The organism is Bacteroides sp. AF25-5LB (assembly GCF_003602965.1).
Lineage (GTDB): Bacteria > Bacteroidota > Bacteroidia > Bacteroidales > Bacteroidaceae > Bacteroides > Bacteroides uniformis.
Genome location: NZ_QTMC01000001.1, coordinates 34860 through 55687 on the forward strand (window position 1 = coordinate 34860; position 20828 = coordinate 55687).

15 protein-coding genes are annotated in these 20828 nt (G+C 47.1%); 5 read left to right on the forward strand and 10 right to left on the reverse strand.

What is annotated here, in order from left to right; genetic code table 11:
* Window positions 1-65 precede the first annotated feature (65 nt).
* From DWY57_RS00190 to DWY57_RS00200, 3 genes are read right to left on the reverse strand one after another with little or no spacing between them, the layout of a single operon-like run.
* Window positions 66-1409: a citrate/2-methylcitrate synthase gene (locus DWY57_RS00190; RefSeq protein ID WP_009037962.1), complete on the reverse strand. Its 1344-nt coding sequence runs from the start codon at window positions 1407-1409 to the stop codon at window positions 66-68.
* A gap of 12 nt (window positions 1410-1421) precedes the next feature.
* Window positions 1422-2582, reverse strand: coding sequence for an NADP-dependent isocitrate dehydrogenase (gene icd / locus DWY57_RS00195; RefSeq protein WP_119961163.1), 1161 nt, complete (start codon window positions 2580-2582; stop codon window positions 1422-1424).
* Window positions 2583-2585: 3 nt separating this feature from the next.
* Window positions 2586-4829 carry an aconitate hydratase gene (locus tag DWY57_RS00200; protein ID WP_119961164.1) on the reverse strand — a complete coding sequence of 748 codons (2244 nt, stop codon included), beginning with the start codon at window positions 4827-4829 and terminating at the stop codon, window positions 2586-2588.
* 132 nt (window positions 4830-4961) lie between these two features.
* Between DWY57_RS00200 and DWY57_RS00205 the strand changes: the two genes are divergently transcribed.
* Window positions 4962-6857 carry an AAA domain-containing protein gene (locus DWY57_RS00205; RefSeq protein WP_119961263.1) on the forward strand — a complete coding sequence of 632 codons (1896 nt, stop codon included), beginning with the start codon at window positions 4962-4964 and terminating at the stop codon, window positions 6855-6857.
* A 61-nt stretch (window positions 6858-6918) separates the two neighbouring features.
* Here DWY57_RS00205 and ilvC read toward each other — a convergent pair whose 3' ends face one another.
* The 5 genes from ilvC to ilvD all read right to left on the reverse strand — a co-directional run bounded on the left by ilvC (window position 6919) and on the right by ilvD (window position 12993).
* Window positions 6919-7962 carry a ketol-acid reductoisomerase gene (gene ilvC / locus DWY57_RS00210; protein WP_005827157.1) on the reverse strand — a complete coding sequence of 348 codons (1044 nt, stop codon included), beginning with the start codon at window positions 7960-7962 and terminating at the stop codon, window positions 6919-6921.
* A 50-nt stretch (window positions 7963-8012) separates the two neighbouring features.
* Complete coding sequence (locus DWY57_RS00215) at window positions 8013-8762, reverse strand: acyl-ACP thioesterase domain-containing protein (RefSeq protein ID WP_117600077.1); 750 nt, start codon at window positions 8760-8762, stop codon at window positions 8013-8015.
* Window positions 8762-9322 carry an acetolactate synthase small subunit gene (gene ilvN, locus DWY57_RS00220; RefSeq protein WP_005833135.1) on the reverse strand — a complete coding sequence of 187 codons (561 nt, stop codon included), beginning with the start codon at window positions 9320-9322 and terminating at the stop codon, window positions 8762-8764. The genes DWY57_RS00215 and ilvN overlap by 1 nt, the downstream gene beginning before the upstream one ends.
* 32 nt (window positions 9323-9354) lie before the next feature.
* Complete coding sequence (gene ilvB, locus DWY57_RS00225) at window positions 9355-11106, reverse strand: biosynthetic-type acetolactate synthase large subunit (protein ID WP_119961165.1); 1752 nt, start codon at window positions 11104-11106, stop codon at window positions 9355-9357.
* 84 nt (window positions 11107-11190) lie between these two features.
* Window positions 11191-12993, reverse strand: coding sequence for a dihydroxy-acid dehydratase (gene ilvD / locus DWY57_RS00230; protein ID WP_117600019.1), 1803 nt, complete (start codon window positions 12991-12993; stop codon window positions 11191-11193).
* 488 nt (window positions 12994-13481) lie between these two features.
* Here ilvD and DWY57_RS00235 point away from each other — a divergent pair, with 488 nt between their 5' ends.
* Entirely contained in the window at window positions 13482-14054 is a 573-nt protein-coding gene (locus DWY57_RS00235) for an FKBP-type peptidyl-prolyl cis-trans isomerase (protein ID WP_117600018.1), read from the forward strand.
* 100 nt (window positions 14055-14154) lie between these two features.
* On the opposite strand, the gene DWY57_RS00240 is transcribed toward DWY57_RS00235, so the two are convergent.
* Both DWY57_RS00240 and DWY57_RS00245 read right to left on the reverse strand, forming a co-directional pair.
* Window positions 14155-15435 (reverse strand): L-serine ammonia-lyase, iron-sulfur-dependent, subunit alpha, encoded by a 1281-nt coding sequence (locus DWY57_RS00240; protein WP_117964105.1) that lies wholly within the window; start codon window positions 15433-15435, stop codon window positions 14155-14157.
* 121 nt (window positions 15436-15556) lie between these two features.
* Complete coding sequence (locus DWY57_RS00245) at window positions 15557-16909, reverse strand: DUF4925 domain-containing protein (protein ID WP_117600016.1); 1353 nt, start codon at window positions 16907-16909, stop codon at window positions 15557-15559.
* 373 nt (window positions 16910-17282) lie between these two features.
* On the opposite strand from DWY57_RS00245, the gene aroC reads away from it, so the two are divergent.
* Genes aroC through DWY57_RS00260 form a run of 3 tightly spaced genes read left to right on the forward strand, consistent with a single transcriptional unit; the run spans window position 17283 to window position 20819 of the window.
* The gene (gene aroC / locus DWY57_RS00250) at window positions 17283-18359 is read left to right on the forward strand and encodes a chorismate synthase (protein WP_117600015.1); all 1077 of its coding nucleotides are present in this window, start codon (window positions 17283-17285) and stop codon (window positions 18357-18359) included.
* 9 nt (window positions 18360-18368) lie between these two features.
* On the forward strand, window positions 18369-19724 hold the full coding sequence (locus DWY57_RS00255) for a dipeptidase (protein WP_117600014.1): 1356 nt from the start codon (window positions 18369-18371) through the stop codon (window positions 19722-19724).
* Window positions 19725-19739: 15 nt separating this feature from the next.
* On the forward strand, window positions 19740-20819 hold the full coding sequence (locus DWY57_RS00260) for an anhydro-N-acetylmuramic acid kinase (RefSeq protein WP_117600013.1): 1080 nt from the start codon (window positions 19740-19742) through the stop codon (window positions 20817-20819).
* Window positions 20820-20828: the final 9 nt, after the last annotated feature.

Below are 20828 nucleotides of genomic sequence, written 5' to 3' on the forward strand. Positions count from 1 at the left end.
GTTCCACCATGGTGGAACGATTTTTTCCCCGTGATGGAACGATTTAAAAGATACAAGTCTAATCCTTACCGTTTCTTAATGGGCACATAAGCCACCTCATCCAAAACATTCTTATAGGCAGGACGGATAATACGCTTGCCTTCAAAGTTCAATTCTTCATTGCGATGTGCACACCAACCGACAATACGTGCCATGGCGAACAAAGGCGTGAAGATTTCCTGCGGCAGCCCAATCATCTCGTAAACAAAGCCCGAATAGAAATCCACATTACTCGAAACCGTCTTGCCATTATTCTTCACACGGCCAAACACATCAATGGCGCGCTCCTCGAGCAGTTCAAGGAAAGCGAACTCGCGTTCTTTCCCTTTTTCGCGGGCAAGGTCGCGGGCAAGCTCCTTCAGCAGAATGGCGCGCGGGTCGGAAATGGTATAGACGGCATGTCCGATACCATATATCAAGCCGGTCTTGTTATAGGCTTCCTTGTTGAGCATGCGGGTGAAGTAAGTATCAATCTCATCCACGTTCGTCCAGTCCTGAATGTTTTCCTGCAGATGGTGGAACATATCGGCAACCTGGATATTGGCACCTCCATGAAGCGGCCCTTTCAAGGAACCGATACCTGCCGCTATCGAAGAGTAAGTATCCGTCCCGGTAGAAGAAGTGACACGTACGGTAAAGGTGGAGTTGTTACCACCACCGTGCTCGGCCTGAAGAACCAGCAGCAAGTCGAGCGTGCGGGCATCCAGCTCCGTGTAGTCCTTCTTCAGCATATAGAGGAAATTCTCGGCAATGGAAAGGTTTTCCTGCGGATGGCGGATATGCAATGAACGGCCATGGGTGGCATGGCGAAGCATGTTATAGGCATACGCAATGATGGTCGGGAATTTCGAAATAAGCTCAATGCTCTGCCGCATCAGATTATCGCGGGAAGTGTCATCTGCATCAGGGTCAAAACGATACATCTCGAGCACGCTGCGCGCCAGGATGTTCATAATGTTGTTTCCTTCGAGTTCAATGATATTCATCTTGGTCTTCTGCTCCAGCGGCATGTTGTCGTTGATGAGTTCACGGAAAGAAGAGAGTTCTTCCTTGTCGGGCAGGCGACCGGAAAGCAACAAGTAGGCAATTTCCTCAAAACCGAAACGCTTCTCTTTGATGATGGCGTGTGCCAAGTCATCCACATCATAACCGCGGTAGAACAATTTGCCGGGAATAGGCTTCAGCCCTCCACCGGGGATGCGTTCATAGCCGACCACATTGCCTATTTTGGTCAACCCCACCAAGACTCCCGTGCCGTCCTCATTACGCAAACCGCGCTTCACATCAAACTTCCTGAACAGTTCATTCTCAATCCGGGTAGCTTCCTTCAAATCTTCGGAAAGCTTGTAAATCAGATACTCCTTCTTCATAATCGTTTCGTTTTATTCGTTATTCCCATTTTCTATTCTCCCTACAATCTCCCGGGTGAAAGCCGAAGTGGACAGCGAGACGCCACCCGGCATAAAACGGGCCAAGTCGGCAGTAGCACGGGCTTCTGTGAAACTTTGCTCCAAGGCGTTCTCTATAAGAGAGGCTGCTTCCTTCCAACCCAGATATTCAAGCATCATCACAGCGGAAAGGATGATGGAACAGGGATTCACAATGTCTTTCCCGGCAATGTTCGGAGCCGTCCCGTGAGTAGCCTCAAAAATGGCATGCCCCGTTTTATAGTTGATATTCGCACCCGGTGCAATGCCGATGCCGCCTACCATGGCAGCCAGTTGGTCGGACACATAATCGCCGTTCAGATTCAACGTAGCAATCACGGAATATTCTTCGGGGATAAGCAACGTGTTCTGCAGGAATGCATCGGCAATGCAGTCCTTGATGACCAGACGCCCTTCTGCCAGCTCTTTACCAAACTCACGCTCTGCCAGTTCGTAACCCCACTTCTTGAAGCCGCCTTCCGTAAACTTCATAATGTTTCCCTTGTGTACCAACGTCACGGAAGGCAGACGATGCTCAAGCGCATATCGGCAGGCGGCACGCACCAAGCGCTCTGTTCCTTCTCTCGAAACGGGCTTCACGCCAAACGAGGAGGTTTCGGGAAAACGGACTTTCGTCACCCCCATGTCGTCACGGAGAAAACGATAGAACTTTTCAGCCTCCGGAGTACCGGCTTCCCATTCGATGCCTGCGTAAATATCCTCGGTATTCTCACGGAATACGCACATATCCACCTTATGCGGCTCTTTGAGTGGAGAAACAATGCCCTTATACCAACGTACCGGACGTTGGCAGACATACAAATCAAGCGTCTGACGCAAGGCTACGTTCAAGGAACGGATACCTCCGCCGACGGGAGTTGTCAAAGGACCTTTGATGCCCACCTTATAGGTGCGGAAGGCTTCCATGGTTTCGTCCGGCAACCAGGAACCGGTTTCGTGGAAGGCACGTTCTCCTGCCAGCACTTCTTTCCATTCAATGCCACGCCGGTCACCATAGGATTTCTTGACAGCGGCATTCACGACAGCCTGCATGGATGGGGTCACTTCTGCTCCCACCCCATCGCCGGTAATAAAAGGTACAGTAATTTTTTCCATATTCTATCTTGCATTAAGTGCAGAACCGGCCCGGAACCAGGCTATCTGCTGTTCGTTATACGTATGTTGTACTTCAAAACTTTCTTTACTCCCGTCCTCGTGATGAAGAACCACCTTCAACGTGCGTCCCGAAGCAAAATCTTTCAGCCCCATGACAGAAATCAGGTCGCGTTCCCGAATCTTGTCATAATCGGCCTTATCCGTAAAGGTCAGCGCCAGCATGCCTTGTTTCTTTAAATTCGTCTCATGGATACGGGCAAAGCTTTTCGCCAAAATGACGCGTACATTCAGGAAGCGTGGTTCCATGGCAGCATGCTCACGGCTGGAACCTTCACCATAATTCTCTTCGGCAACGACAATGGAAGGGATGCCTTCGGATTTATACAATTTCGCCGTGCCTGACACCGTTCCATAGGTATTGGTAGAGCGATTCCAGACACTATTCGTCTCTCCATTGAAAACATTGACAGCTCCCATCAGCATATTATCCGAAATATTCTCCAGATGTCCCCGGAAACGGAGCCATGGCCCTGCCATGGAAATGTGGTCGGTGGTACATTTCCCCTGCACTTTAATCAATAAAGGCATATTCAGCAAATCCATGCCATCCCAGGCAGGGAAGGGAGTCAGCAGTTGCAAGCGCTGTGAATGAGGATTGACCGTAATTTCCGTCTGTCCTTTACCTGGAGCAATGTATCCTTCCTTTCCTCCTATAAACCCATGTGCCGGCAGTTCTTCACCGACCGGTTCGGACAGTTTCACAATCTCTCCTTTGGCATTGACCAGCGTATCCCTCAACGGGTCGAAACAAAGGTCACCGGCAATGGTCAGCGCCATCGTTATCTCCGGGGAAGCGACGTAAGCAAAAGTGTTGGGATTTCCATCGGCACGTTTGGCAAAATTACGGTTAAAAGAGGTGACGATGGAATTTTTGCGTTCGGGGTCATCAGTATGGCGCTTCCACTGGCCAATACAAGGTCCGCAGGCATTCGCCATTATCGTTGCGCCAATATCTTCGAAAGCGGCAATCATGCCGTCGCGTTCAGCAGTGGCACGTATCTGCTCCGAACCGGGGTTGACAATCAGCGGGGAAGCAACCTTCAAATTCTTTTCCTTTACCTGCCGGGCAAGGGAGGCTGCGCGGCTCAAATCCTGATAGGACGAATTGGTGCACGACCCTATCAGGCCGACTTCCATCCGGCGGGGATAGTTATTGGTTATCACTACCTCGGCAAATTTCGATATCGGTGTTGCTGCATCCGGCGTAAAGGGCCCGTTGATATACGGTTCCAATAGCGAGAGGTCTATTTCAATGATGCGGTCGTAATATTTTTCCGGATTTGCCAGCACTTCGTCGTCGGCGCGAAGGTCGGCAGCTACGGAAGCAGCCATTTTTGCCACTTCTTCACGTCCGGTAGCCTTCAAGTAGGTACCCATGCGCTCATCGTAAGGGAAAAGGGAGGTAGTCGCCCCCACCTCTGCCCCCATATTGCAGATGGTAGCCTTTCCAGTGGCAGACAATGAAGCGGTTCCCGGTCCAAAATATTCAATGATGGCATTGGTTCCCCCTTTTACAGTAAGAATACCCGCCAACTTCAGAATAACGTCTTTGGGAGCTACCCAGCCACTCAATTTACCCTTCAAGTGTACGCCTATCAGACGCGGCATTTTCAGTTCCCATTCCATGCCGGTCATCACATCCACCGCATCGGCACCACCCACACCAATGGCCACCATGCCCAAACCTCCGGCATTGGGCGTATGAGAGTCCGTGCCTACCATCATTCCACCCGGAAATGCGTAGTTCTCCAATACCACCTGGTGAATAATGCCTGCTCCCGGCTGCCAAAAACCTATGCCATAGCGGGAAGAAACATCACGGAGAAAATTATAGACCTCCTCGTTGGTCTTCGTAGCAGTCGCAACATCTTCTTTTGCACCTTTATATGCTTGAATCAAATGGTCACAATGCACAGTGGAAGGCACGGCAACCTGCTCACGGCCTGCATTCATAAATTGCAATAAGGCCATTTGAGCCGTTGCATCCTGCATGGCCACACGGTCGGGACGGAAATTCACATAGTCTTCTCCCCGTCTGTAGTTCTTCACTTTATCCCCATCATACAAATGAGCATACAAAATTTTCTCCGCTAAAGTCATCGGACGCCGCAGTACGTTCCGTACGCGTTCTATCTTCTCCGAATAAGCAGCATAAAACGTTTTGAGCATCGTTAAATCATATACCATAACCACTATTTTTTAGTTTTTCATTATTGTAAAGATTACAAATTAATATCATAAACAAATAAAAAGGTTGAATAGTTTAACAAAATAAAGCATTTTTTCCGTCGGAAGCGAAGAATGATTACCTTTGCAACCATGAAGGAACAAGATTCAAATAGTCCTATTATTCACCTCCAGCAGCAACAACTTTTGCTGCGCATGGAATACGAATACGAAAAAGAGGAATTCAAACGCCAAACCGAAAACATGGGAGTTGCCCGGAAAGTGAAACGGGGACTTTGCTGGTATCCTGCCACTCCGGGACGAAGTTACTATAATTCACTGAATCAATTAGTAATAGAAATTACACACACAGAAAATACCGATATAGAACATAATTTTGAGTTCGGCCGTCCCGTATGTTTTTTCCGCCAGTCTGCCGATGGAAAAATAACCTATATGAACTTCACCGCTACCGTAAGCTATGCCGACGAGACACGGATGGTAGCGATAATGCCCGGAGCCGGTGCCGTTATGGAAGTGCAGGAAACGGACAACCTCGGCGTACAACTTTATTTCGACGAAACATCCTATCGGACCATGTTCGAAGCCTTGGAAGATACGTTACGCTCCAAAGGCAACCGCCTGGCCGAATTGCGGGACATATTGCTGGGAACCCCGAAAGCCGGTTTCCGAGAGCTCTATCCCGTACGGTTTCCCTGGCTGAACTCCACGCAGGAGACAGCTGTAAACAAAGTGCTGTGTGCCCGCGACGTGGCCATTGTACACGGTCCTCCGGGAACCGGAAAAACGACCACCTTAGTGGAAGCCATCTACGAAACCCTGCATCGGGAACCGCAGGTACTGGTATGTGCCCAAAGCAATACTGCCGTCGACTGGATTTCGGAAAAACTTGTGGACCGTGGCGTCAATGTCCTGCGTATCGGCAATCCGACCCGTGTCAACGACAAGATGCTTTCCTTTACCTACGAGCGTCGTTTCGAGAACCATCCGCTTTATCCGGAACTGTGGAGCATCCGGAAAAATCTCCGTGAACTGGGCAGCCGTGCCCGCCGTGGCAGCTATGACGAACGCGAAGGAGTACGCAGCCGTATGAGCCGCCTGCGCGACCGCGCCACCGCATTGGAAATACAAATCAATGCAGAGCTTTTTGATGGGGCACACGTCATAGCCTCCACGCTGGTAAGCAGCAATCACCGGCTGCTGAACGGACGCCGTTTCGGCACCCTTTTCATTGATGAAGCAGCCCAGGCCTTAGAGGCTGCCTGCTGGATAGCTATCCGAAAAGCAGACCGCCTGGTATTGGCGGGTGACCACTGCCAACTTCCGCCCACCATAAAATGCCACGAAGCCGCCCGTGGAGGTCTGGAACGAACATTGATGGAGAAAGTGGTGTCCAACAAACCTGCCGTTGTCTCTTTGCTGAAAGTGCAATACCGCATGCACGAGGAAATCATGAAATTTCCTTCCCAATGGTTTTATAATGGCGAGTTGGAAGCCGCTCCCGAAGTGCGTTACCGGGGCATCCTGGACTGGGATACCCCTATCCACTGGATTGACACCTCCGAAATGGATTTCAAAGAAGAATTTGTGGGAGAGACTTTCGGACGCATCAATAAAGCGGAAGCGGACCTGCTCCTGTCAGAACTGAAAATCTACATCAACCGTATCGGTGGCAGCCGCATTCTGGAAGAAAAAATAGACTTCGGCATCATCTCCCCTTACAAGGCACAAGTGCAATATCTCCGCAACAAGATAAAGGCAGACGCTTCACTCAAGCCTTATCGCAGCTTGTTCACTGTAAATACGGTGGATGGCTTCCAAGGGCAAGAGCGCGATGTTATCTTCATCAGCCTTGTCCGCGCCAACGAAGAAGGGCAGATAGGATTCCTGAATGATTTAAGGAGAATGAATGTAGCCATCACCCGGGCACGTATGAAGCTGGTAATATTGGGAGAGGCAGAGACGCTGAAACATCACGGTTTTTACCGGAAGCTATTGGAGTTTATTCAAAATATAGGGAATCAATAATAAAGAAATACCCCCTCCGGTAACACCGAAGAGGGTATTTCACCTATTTATATAAAGCTGATTAATTGTTTTCCGGACGAAGTTTACGAACTGTAACAGCTGTCTGCCACATTTCGCTTTCACGCAAGGCTTTCAATTCTGCATTCAGCTTCTCACGATAATCGGGTTTGGAGTTGCTGTCGATAGAAATCTGAGCTTCGTTACCCGACTTCACGCTTGCATACAATTTCTGTACAACCGGCTTGATGGCATCATGGAACGGGGTCATCCAATCCAGCGCACCACGCTGTGCCGTAGTAGAACAGTTGGCATACATCCAGTCCATACCATTCTTGGCAAACAATGGCATCAAAGATTGAGTCAACTCTTCCACAGTTTCATTGAATGCTTCAGAAGGAGTGTGACCGTTTTCGCGCAATACTTCATACTGAGCCAACAGCAATCCCTGGATAGCACCCATCAAGGAACCGCGTTCACCGGTCAAGTCGGAAGTGGCTTCGCGGATGAAAGTTGTCTCGAACAAATATCCCGAACCGATGCCGATACCCAGTGCAATCGTCTTGTCAAAAGCCTTACCCGTAGCATCCTGATAGACGGCATATGATGAGTTCAAGCCACGACCCTCGAGGAACATGGTACGAAGTGAAGTACCGGAACCTTTGGGAGCAACCATAATAACATCAATATCTTTAGGAGGAACCACGCCGGTACGGTCGTTCCAGGTAATAGCAAAACCATGAGAGAAGTAAAGGGCCTTTCCGGGAGTCAAATAAGGTTTGATAGTCGGCCATACAGACATTACAGCTGCGTCAGACAACAGACACATGATGATAGTACCTTTCTGACAAGCCTCTTCGATGCCGAACAAAGTCTCACCCGGTACCCATCCGTCAGCCACAGCCTTTTCGTATGTCTTACCCGGACGTTGTCCTACAATCACATTGAAACCGTTATCACGCAAGTTGCAAGCCTGGCCCGGGCCTTGTACGCCATAACCGATTACTGCAATTGTTTCATCTTTCAAAATCTCACGTGCTTTTTCCAAAGGAAATTCTTCTCGGGTCATTACATTCTCAATAACACCGCCAAAATTCAATTGTGCCATTTTTTGTTTTAATTTTTATTTGTGGCTTACGCCAACGTTGATAAATTTATTTATTTCTCTGTAAATATCACTTTAGAGCGACAGACCACTTCGCTGCCATTCTTTTTCACCTCCACATCGTAAACGCCCTCACCGGCATCATCCATGAACAAAGTCAACTCATCCCCATAATAGCTTTCGGCTACATATGCCATTTCAAAACGACGGATGCGCTTCTCCTTATACATCTCTATCGGGAACAAATCAAGGATATGCTCGATGTAACGGATGCTGTTCACATGCCCGTTAATGTCAATATCACTGTATTTGGCTACCAAAGCAGCAACCGGTTCCTTTGAGGCCACCTTTATCCGCGAAGGTTTTTCTATCGGGCAAGGCTCATCGCAAACATAATCTACAATGCTGCCACTATGAAGAGCCAGCAAATCTGCCGGCTTACGGGTATTCATGCTAATCATCGCCCAAACGGAACGTGCATACCCAATCTTCTTGCCCTCCTTATCGGTGATAGCGAAATTACGGTCTGTAAAAAGGCGATAGACATTCTCCACCCAGGTCTGAATGGAGAAATCTTCATACTGATAAGGCATTTCATCCAGCTCGACAGCCAGGCGGGACAATACCCAAGTATAATTGTCCTCGTTTAGAGTCGCGATGCCAAAACCACGGTCGCTGGCATGGAAACCCGCACAATTCAACAAATGGTTGCCCAATACTCCCATTGTCAGCCGTCCGGTAAAGTCGACATGAAACGGTTCGGCAACAAACTTGTAGGTACCTATCTTATTGTTCTCGCTCATCATGATTCCTGGTGTTTACTTTGACGATATTTTGCTTCACGGTCCGCCAGATATTCATTGACACGCTCAAAGCAGCTGGTCGTAATGGCTACGCGACCCGAACGGACGAACTGAAGTACGCAATCCAACTGGCGCAACTCCTCATAAAGATTGGTTATTTCCTCACTCATGCCATTCTTCTCAACAATGGCAAATACAGCATTCACCTCCACAATACGGGCATTGTACTTACGGATTACTTTGGACACCTCCGGTTTTTCTTCCAGCGTAGGGGTCGTTATTTTATAGAGAGCAATCTCGTGCTGATAGATTTCATCATCCGTAAAATAATGGGCTTGCAGCACATCTATTTTCTTGGTAATCTGCTTGGTCACCTTTTCAATGGTATCCTTGTCCGTCCAAGCGGTAATGGTATATTTATGTACCCCCTTGATGGAGGAGGCCGATACATTTAAACTTTCGATGTTTATCTGCCGACGGGTAAACACAGCCGTCACTTGATTCAGCAAACCGGCAAAGTTTTCCGAATGAACAATGATTGTATATAGTTTTTTATCCATAGATAGAGTAAATTCTTTAATTTCGCATGACTTCAGCATTCCAACAACATCTGATTGACCGAACCGCCCGGAGGTGTCATCGGCATTACATTTCCTTCTTCCTCCACACAAGCTTCGAGCAGGAACGGTCCGTCGGTTGCTATCATCTCGTCAATCGCTTTTGCCAGCTCCTCGCGGGTCATTACCCTGCGTGCAGGAATATCATATGCCGAAGCAATCTTCATATAATCCGGATTCATCATCGGAGTAAACGAATAACGACGATTGAAAAACATCGCCTGCCATTGACGAACATTGCCCAAGAAGTTATTGTTCAACAGAATCATCTTCACCGGAGCCTTTTGTTCCATGATGGTACCCAGTTCCTGCAGGTTCATCTGCAAGCCGCCGTCTCCCATGAATACGCATACCGTGCGGTCCGGACGTCCAAAAGTGGCACCGATAGCTGCCGGAAGGCCGAAGCCCATAGTACCCAGGCCACCGGAAGTAACAATGCTACGTTCCTTGCTGTATTTGAAATAACGGGCGGACATCATCTGATTCTGGCCGACATCAGTCACCAATATCGCCCCGTTATGGGTAGCCTCACTCACAGCACGCACCACCTCACCCATGCTTAGCGCTTTTCCTGCCGGATGTAATTCCGGACGGATTACCTTTTCCTCTTCCACTTCCTCGTATTGCCGGAAACTGTCAATCCATTCCTGATGGTTGGCGGGTTCCAGCAATTGGGTAACGGCAGCCAGTGTCTCTTTGCAATCGCCCAGGACAGCAACATCGGTCTTTACATTCTTATCTATTTCGGCAGGGTCAATATCAAAGTGGATAATCTTCGCCTGCTTGGCATATGTTTCCAATTTACCCGTCACACGGTCATCAAAGCGCATGCCTACGGCGATAAGGACATCACATTTATTGGTATTGATATTGGGTCCCAGGTTACCGTGCATACCAAGCATTCCTTTGTTCAACGGATGGTCCGTAGGCAATGCGGAAAGTCCCAATAAAGTGCATCCGGCAGGCATTCCGGCTTTCTCAATGAAAGCACGAAGCTCTTGCTGGGCTTCTCCCAGCTCCACGCCTTGTCCTACCAGCACCAAAGGCCGTTCCGCACCATTTATTAATTCAGCAGCCTGCCGTATGGCCTCCGGCTCCATTTCGGGAACGGGAAGATAGCTACGGACATAGTCCACCTTAGTAGGCGCATATTCTGTTTTCTCCACTTGGGCGTTTTTAGCAAAATCCAGCACGACCGGTCCCGGACGTCCGCTCTTCGCCACATAGAAAGCACGTGCCACTGCCCAGGCCACATCTTCTGCACGACGAATCTGGTAACTCCATTTCGTGATAGGCTGAGTAATGCCTACCAAGTCCACTTCTTGAAATGCATCCGTACCCAAGAAGTTCGTCCCTACCTGGCCGGCAATGACAACGATAGGCGTACTGTCAATCATGGCATCTGCAATGCCCGTGATAGTATTGGTAGCACCTGGTCCACTGGTAACCAGACAAACGCCAACCTCGCCCGACACACGTGCAAAGCCTTGCGCCGCATGGGTGGCTCCTTGTTCATGGCGAACCAGGATATGGTTCAATTCCTTCCGGTGGTCGTATAAGGCATCGAATACCGGCATGATGCTCCCTCCCGGATAACCGAAAATAGTCTTTACTCCCTGATGCTCCAGAGAGCGCATCAATGCTTCTGCGCCTGTTATTAGAGCCTCACCCCGACCCTCTCCTTGGGAGAGGGAGGAAAAGTTACTCTTTTTATTATTATCAGCCATACTTTATCTTTTTATTAAAAACTTCGGAAATTTGTATCATTCCCTCCTCCCCTCTCTTTCGGAGAGGGGTCGGGGGTGAGGCCTTTAATCAATCAACCTCACAGCCCCTTTGTCAGCGGAACTCACCATACTGGCATATGCTTTCAATGCTTTGGAGACTTCACGGTTGCGGGTTACCGGAGTCATAGGGCGTGCTGCAAGCTCTTCATCCGTCAACTTCACATTGATAGAACGGTTCGGTATATCAATTTCGATAATATCCCCATCCTTAATCTTACCGATATTACCACCGGCAGCCGCTTCGGGAGAAACATGTCCGATACTCAGTCCGGAAGTACCACCACTAAAACGCCCGTCAGTAATCAATGCACACTCCTTACCCAGATGGCGGGATTTGATATAAGAAGTAGGATAAAGCATCTCCTGCATACCCGGTCCACCTTTCGGTCCTTCGTGAGTAATGACGACGACGTCTCCACTGACTACCTTTCCACCCAAAATACCATCGCAAGCCGCATCTTGTGAGTCGAAAACTTTCGCCGGCCCCGTAAATTTCCAGATACTCTCGTCTACACCGGCAGTCTTAACAACGCAACCGTCCTGAGCTATATTTCCTTTCAAAACCGCCAGACCGCCATCCTTGCTGTATGCATGTTCCAAATCACGGATACAACCGGTCGCACGGTCCGTATCGAGTTCCTTATAAGACGCATTTTGTGAGCCGAGTACCAGATTGAACTTTCCGGCTGCCGCACTGGAGTATTTCTTGATTGCCTCTTTACATACATTAGAGCTGGTAATACTATACCGGTCGATTGCCTCTGCCAACGTCATTCCATCCACACGATGGACATTCGTATCGACCAATCCGCCCTTGGCAAGCTCATCCATGATGGCAATGATGCCACCGGCACGGTTAACGTCTTGTACATGATACTTTTGGGTATTGGGAGCCACCTTGCATAAGCAGGGGGTCTTGCGGGAGAGCATGTCAATGTCGTCCATCTTAAAATCCGCTCCGGCTTCGTGAGCCACAGCCAACAAATGAAGTACCGTATTAGTGGAACCGCCCATCGCAATATCCAGCGTCATGGCATTCAAAAATGCCTCACGGGTAGCAATACTGCGCGGGAGTACACTCTCATCCCCTTCTTCATAATATCTAAAGGCATTCTCTACAATCAACCTGGCTGCATCCTCAAATAGTTTCTTGCGATTTTCGTGAGTGGCTACAATCGTGCCGTTACCGGGCAGTGCCAATCCAATCGCTTCATTCAAGCAATTCATGGAATTAGCGGTAAACATGCCTGAACAGCATCCGCAAGTGGGGCAGGCATGTTGCTCAATCTGTGCCACCTCTTTATCGCCCACACTTTCATCAGCAGATTTAATCATGGCATCAATCAAATCCAAATGCTGTCCGTTCCATTCCCCGGCTTCCATCGGACCGCCTGAAACAAACACAGTCGGTATATTCAGCCTCATAGCTGCCATCAGCATCCCCGGAGTAATCTTGTCACAGTTACTGATGCAAACCATAGCATCTGCCTTATGAGCATTTACCATATACTCCACACTATCGGCAATGATATCCCTTGAAGGCAGGGAATAAAGCATTCCGTCGTGCCCCATAGCGATACCGTCGTCAATGGCAATCGTATTGAACTCCGCAGCAAAACATCCCCGCTTTTCAATCTCTTCCTTTACAAACTGGCCTATTTCGTGCAGGTGTACATGCCCGGGGACGAATTGTGTAAAGGAATTGACTATAGCGATAATGGGCTTACCCATCTGTTCTTTCTTCATACCATTCGCCGTCCACAATGCACGGGCTCCCGCCATGCGACGACTTTGTGTGCTGAACGAGCTGCGTAACTGATGCTTCATTTTCAAATCTCCTTTTAATGAAAAAGCCTCTCCCACTATAGTGAGAAAGGCTTAATAAATTATCTTCTAACATACGAATACATACATAACCTTTCTCACGCTCTTGATGCCACCACCACGACGCGAATAATATGCAGGAATGCCAGGTTAATAGATGTATGTAAATTCATAACTTAATTCTTCTTTTTTGTTTCAAATGTGCTGCAAAGGTAAGGGCTTTTTTATAATCTCCAAACAAATTGAATAAAAAAATAAGATAAATATGAATAATCGTAAGAAAATATCGCCCTAAAATCCTATTTTATCACTTAACAGTTCTAAATAGAACCATTCGGACAGCCAATGTAAATGTATTGCCAATCATTGAAACCATTTAATAATCTGAAAATTACCAAAGGCTCTCTACATCCCGAAACAAATAATTCGTATCTTTGTCTCTTCAAATACTCAAAAAAAGTATTTACTAATTAAATAAAGATAGAAAATTAATGGAAACAGTAGAAAACAAGTACATCACCGTAGCATATAAGCTGTACTCAATCGAAAACGGAGAAAAAGATTTCGAAGAAGAAGCACCCGTAGAGCATCCTTTTCAGTTTATCTCAGGGCTGGGAATGACACTCGAACCCTTTGAAGCCCAGATAAAAGACTTGCAGATAGGCGATAAATTCGACTTTACCATTCCGGCATCAGAAGCTTATGGTGAATATGACGACGACCATGTTATTGACCTCCCCAAAGAAATCTTTATGATAGAAGGGAAATTCGACAGCGATCGTGTAGTAGAAGGTGCCGTTATCCCCTTGATGACTTCTGAAGGTCAACGCATCAACGGAAGTGTGGTAGAAGTGAAGGAAGATATCGTCGTAATGGATATGAACCATCCGCTCGCAGGTTGTGACTTGAACTTCACTGGAGAAGTAGTGGAAAGCCGCCTGGCTACAAACGAAGAACTTGCCGAAGTCGCCCGTATGATGGGTGGCGGTTGCGGCAGCTGCGGTTGTGGTGACTGTGGCGACGGATGCGGCGACCATGAATGTGGAGGCGGATGCTGCCACTAAAGAATTAAAAATTAAAGAATTAGAAATTAAGGAACCAAGCTACACTGTATTAAGCATGCCGCATGGTAATTCTTTAATTTTTAATTCTTTAATTTCTATATTATTTACTTGTCATTATTTCCAATACCAACTTATCCGTTTCATTCATTCCTTTGGAACCTATTTTTGTCAGATTGCGGATACTCTGATCCACATCCTCATCAATAATACCTTCTACGGAAGTTACACAACGGTTTTCCATGGCCATGATGGCTGAAAGCACTGCGGTTGAAACTCCGGTAGTTACTTTCAAGGCACAACTGGGTTTGGCACCATCACAAATCATTCCGGTAAGATTGGCAATCATGTTCTGCACAGCATATGCCACTTGTTCATAAGTTCCTCCCATTAGCCAGGTTATACCGCAACTGGAACCCGTGGCAGCAACCACACAACCGCATAAGGCGGATAACCGTCCCAAACTCTGCTTGATATAGATTACTGTCAAATGGCTCAACATCAAGGCACGTATCAATTCTTCTTCTGATTTCCCGTTTTCTTCGGCATAGACTAGTACGGGAAGGGTAGCGGATATCCCTTGATTACCACTGCCGGAATTACTCATCACTGGAATCATAGCTCCTGCCATACGGGCATCACATGCTCCCGAAGTGTAAGAAAGGATATGAGAGAAGACACTGTCGCCCATAATCCGGTGTTCGTAAGTGCCACGTAGGATTTTACCCAGACCATGACCGTATTCACCTTCGAAGGAACGTTCAGCGGCAGTCTTGTTCAGTCGTGCCGTATCAAGAATAAAACGGATGTCGTCTAATGGGGTTGTCATGGCGAAGTCATACACTTTGCGTAAAGTCAAGTCCAATACATCCTCCTCCTCTTCGAAGCAAGAAGCGGTTTGTTTGTCCAGCAGGATGTCCCCGTTGTGCGTTATATAAGTAAAGCAAGTATGTCCACCAGCAATAATGGCGGTTGCCTTGTCCGTATCGGCTTCACAGCAGACTTCTATATAAAGTTTCTCTTCTATATCGTCTTTTAAGGATATATGGATACGCTTTTCTTCTATGAAACGCTTTCCTGCCTCCACTGCATCAGGGGTACTGTCTTTCAAAACCTCCAATTGATATGCCGACTTGCCTATTAAAGCGCCAAGTGCCACAGCAATCGGTAATCCAATCATCCCCGTACCAGGAATACCCACTCCCATTGCATTCTTCAGAATATTGGCACTCAGCAATACGGTTATCTTTTCGGGACGCTTATTCAACACTTCCACAGCCTTTGCTACACACAATGCTACAGCTATAGGTTCTGTACAACCAATGGCAGGGACGACCTCGTTCTTGACAAGGGTAATGATTTGCAGTCTTTCCGTTTCAGTCATATTTATTCAAATTTGATGCAGGCAAAGATAATGTATTTTATTCTATAATAAAACGAACAAAAAAATAAAAAAGAGGATTCCAAGCACAGAACCCTCTTTATAGATAAAGAAAAATCTTTTCTTATTTTTTATAAGAATTGTCACCAAGACTTATACCTAAATTGAATCTGGTAGTAACATTCCAAATTCCTTCTATTTCAGTCATTGAGTTCAAGGCAGTCAGCATCTGGATCATATTCCACAAAGGTATACTCTGTCCCCAGAATTCAATGTTCGTGTTCTTTAACAACATATCTACATCAGGTAACATCGGATAGAGAGCAGGCATAAAAATATCAAATAAATCCTTATCCAGATAGATAGAGAGATCATTTACCGTTCTTACGAGCTCTTCCTCGTTCTTTATCTCCAATTGGGTAGTTCTATAGTTCAAGGGGAAACCATCGATTACATAGCCAATCAGTTTTTCAATATCACTATCGGAAATTTTAGAAATATCTAACTTTTTCAGCATATTATCATCTTCAAGTCCAGCCAACAACTGACCCAACAAATTCTTGATGTCAGCTCCACTCATGCTCTTCACCATTTCTATAATCTGCAAAATAGCTTCCGGAGTCACTTGAGAATCCTCAGCATCTTTCAATGCTTCGGTTACAATGGCAGGAATATTCAGCACAACATAGATATGCTCACCCTTCACATACCAATAAGCCAGATTTGCAGGAGAAGATTTCCAAACAATGCCGTCCGTTGAAGGGAGCTGTCCCATACCGGCCATAATCATCTGATCCATAGTAATGTTTATTTCTTCTGCATAGCTGGCTACAATAGAACCGTCAGCTTTGAACTCCACATCTTTCAAAAGCTGTATCATAGCCGCAGATAGGACATTTGTCCCTACTGTCGAGATATTATCCGCTGCAATCCCTGCATTACCACCTTCTCCATAAGGCGATACCCAAGTCAATCTTCCCGGAGCATAAATATTGGTTCTATCTTTAGAATCAGCATAATAAACAGCATCACACAACTGATATTTCTTCACGATATCTCCTACAAACTCCGTAGAAACCGTAACTGCAGCTTTCCCTTCTAATGTGATAGTACCCGAAACTTTCACATTCGTAGAGCTAAGCAGCACCCAAGCCGCCTTAGTAGCAGGCGTTACACTTTTCTCGCCTTGAAACTTAAAAGTACCGTCTGTCTGTTCAACAACAGTCACATTAATTTCTATTTCATCTGCACCTCTAACCACTTTATTCAACGTCAAAATACCATTCTGCGCATCGGTCATCGCTAATTTCATACTAGCATCAGAACTTGTTGGAATATTAGTTTCCAGTTCCAGATTTTCAGCTGTAATAATCTGATTAGGCACTTTCTTCCAATTTTCATCGTCATCATCACTACAAGCCGTGAATAAACTCATTGAACAGATCAATGCAAATAAATAAAATAAATTCTTTTTCATACTTTTTTGAGTACTTGTTTAGTTAATAAAAAGCTTCCCAAGGGAGCTATTAATTTCCCATTTTAAATTAAAGGTGCAAAGTAACACTTTTTAAGGTTACAGTACAAGGTCTTTTCTAAAAAATAGATGTTCCTTTTTTCATCATTACGAGTGAAATTCCGATGTATATTTCATAAAGAGTAAGCCATTTTTATAAAGAACAAACCATTAGCCAAACTCTGGTAAAGGCAGGCAACTTTATACGGAAAGGATTTTTTATCTTATTTCCTTAAACGTTTTATGAAAAAAGTTGTTATCTTTATAAAGTCAAAAGCATTTCCTATAAAGCGTATTGGCACATTAACCTCATATATAAACCTTTAAAGCATTTGATATGTTCAACTCATTTGGAAATATTCTCCGTCTTACCAGTTTTGGGGAATCACACGGTAAGGGTGTGGGAGGAGTGATAGACGGATTCCCTGCAGGAATAGCCATTGATATGGATTTCGTCCAGGCAGAGCTCGACCGACGCCGCCCCGGACAGTCACGTATCACTACTGCTCGGAAAGAGGGTGACAAAGTGGAGTTCCTCTCCGGCATCTTCGAAGGAAAATCCACAGGCTGCCCCATAGGATTCATTGTATGGAACCAAAACCAGCATTCTGACGATTACAATAATCTGAAAGAAGTCTACCGCCCGTCACATGCCGACTATACTTATAAGGTAAAATACGGCATCCGAGACCATCGCGGAGGCGGACGTTCATCGGCCCGTGAAACAATCTCGCGTGTAGTGGCGGGCGCCTTGGCCAAATTGGCACTAAAGCAGTTGGGTATACACATCACGGCATACACTTCACAAGTAGGCTCTATCCGCCTTGAAGAGAACTATACCGCATACGACCTCGACCTGATAGAGACCAATCCGGTCCGCTGCCCCGACCCGGCGAAGGCGAAAGAAATGGAAGAACTCATCTTCAAGATAAAGGGAGAAGGAGATACTATCGGAGGAGTGGTGACCTGTGTCATCAAAGGATGCCCCATCGGACTGGGACAACCCGTATTCGGCAAGCTCCATGCGGCACTCGGAGCAGCCATGCTCAGCATCAATGCAGCAAAAGCATTCGAGTATGGAGACGGTTTCAAGGGATTAAAGCAAAAAGGCTCAGAGCAGAATGACGTGTTCTACAACAACAACGGACGTATCGAGACCCGCACCAATCATTCGGGCGGTATACAAGGTGGAATCAGCAACGGACAAGACATCTATTTCCGTGTAGCCTTCAAACCCGTGGCAACCGTACTGATGGAGCAACACACCGTGAACATTGACGGTGTAGACACCACCCTGAAAGCCCGCGGACGCCATGATCCGTGCGTATTGCCACGCGCAGTACCCATCGTGGAAGCAATGACAGCAATGACATTGCTGGATTATTACCTGATTGACAGAACAACTCAGCTATAATATTCACCTATGGAAATAAAGAAATATATTACAGAGAACGAGTCTAAAATGCTGGAAGACTTGTTCAGCCTCATCCGTATTCCAAGCATCAGTGCCAAACCCGAGTATCACGACGATATGCTTGCCTGCGCCAAACGCTGGGCACAACTGTTGCTCGAAGCCGGAGCAGACGAAGCTCTGGTAATGCCTTCAAAAGGAAATCCAATTGTTTTTGGACAGAAAATCGTAGACCCGGACGCCAAGACCGTATTGGTATATGCCCACTACGACGTGATGCCGGCCGAGCCTCTCGAACTTTGGAAAAGCGAACCCTTTGAGCCTGAAATACGCGACGGACATATCTGGGCACGTGGTGCTGATGATGACAAAGGGCAGTCTTTCATACAAGTGAAAGCATTTGAATACCTCGTCAGAAACGGACTGCTGCAAACCAACGTGAAATTCATCTTCGAAGGAGAAGAAGAAATCGGCTCGCCCAGTCTGGAAAGCTTCTGCCAAGAGCACAAAGAACTGCTAAAAGCAGATGTCATACTGGTTTCGGACACCAGCATGCTTGGCGCCGACCTGCCTTCACTGACCACTGGATTGCGCGGACTTGCCTATTGGGAAATAGAAGTGACCGGCCCTAATCGCGACCTGCACAGCGGACACTTCGGCGGTGCCGTCGCCAATCCCATCAACGTGCTTTGCCAGATTATCAGCAAAGTAACGGATGCGGGGGGACGTATCACCATACCGAGTTTCTATGACGATGTGGAAGAAGTTCCCCAAGCTGAGCGCGACATGATAGCCCGCATTCCTTTCGACGAAGAGAAATACAAAAAGGCTATCAATGTAAAAGCGCTTTTCGGAGAGAAAGGTTACAGTACGCTGGAACGTAACAGTTGCCGTCCATCTTTCGACGTATGCGGCATCTGGGGCGGATATACGGGTGAAGGGTCCAAGACCGTGCTCCCATCCAAGGCATACGCCAAGGTATCCTGCCGGTTAGTTCCCCACCAGGACCACCATAAAATATCCAAACTGTTTGCCGACTATATCTTAGACATAGCACCGGATTCGGTGCAGGTAAAAGTCACTCCGATGCACGGCGGACAAGGATATGTATGCCCCATCAGCCTGCCCGCCTATCAAGCCGCCGAAAAAGGTTTTGAAAAAGCATTCGGAAAGAAACCGCTGGCAGTGCGTCGAGGTGGAAGTATCCCCATCATTTCCACCTTCGAGCAAGTGCTGGGTATCAAAACCGTATTGATGGGCTTCGGGCTCGAATCCAACGCCATCCACTCACCTAATGAGAATATACCATTGGACATCTTCCGTAAAGGAATAGAAGCCGTTGTCGAATTCTACCTCAATTATAAATAAAACAAGAAAATCAGGATGAAAGACTTCCAAATTCAAGCCATCGGCCTGATGTCCGGCACCTCTCTTGACGGACTGGACGTATGTTGTTGCACTTTCCGACGACAAGCTGGAAAATGGTCTTTCCACATAGACTGTGCGAAAGGCTATAGCTACCCTGACGCCATGAAGCAGATATTGGGTACCGGTGCACAGACAATGAGTGCTTTGGAGTTCATCACTTTCCACAGCTCCTATGGAAAGTTTCTCGGTGAACGTGTCAACGAGTTCATGCAAGAATTTGGAGTCCACCCCGATATTATCGCCTCCCACGGGCATACTATCTTCCATGAGCCTCAAAAGAGAATCATGTACCAAATAGGTGATGGAGCCGCCATTGCCGCTGAAACCCATATACCTACCGTTTCGGATTTCCGGCGGCTGGACATCATGCTAGGTGGGCAGGGCGCTCCACTCGTACCTATTGGCGACCGGTTGCTTTTTGCTGACTACGACTTCTGTTTGAATATCGGCGGCTTCTCCAACATCTCATTCGAGCAGGACGGGCGGCGCATCGCTTTTGACATCAGTCCGGTGAATTACATCATCAACCATTACTGCCGGCAAATAGGATTGGAATTTGACCGTGACGGCGAGATAGCACGGCAAGGCAACATTTGCCAAGAACTGCTGGACGAACTGAACGGAATGGATTTCTACCATCAGTCCGGACCGAAATCATTGGGACGAGAGTGGGTGGAAACACTGGTATATCCCATGCTCGAGCGTTATGGCTTGAGTATGGAAAATATGCTACGTACCTTTTACGAGCATGCCGCCTGGCAAATATCACGCATCATCACCGCCCACCCCTTGCCCGATGGCAATGGAAAGCTGCTGATTACCGGTGGAGGTGCATTCAACAAGTTCCTCATAGAACGTATCGACGCTTTGTGTCCGTGTGAAATCGTGATTCCCAGCCGGCAAATCATAGAGTACAAGGAAGCCCTAATCTTTGCTTTCCTGGGTGCCCTCTATATGGCGGACACACCCGGATGCCTCGCCTCGGTAACGGGAGCCACGGCAGATAATATCGGAGGGATGCTGTTTAAAATATAGTCAATTCTA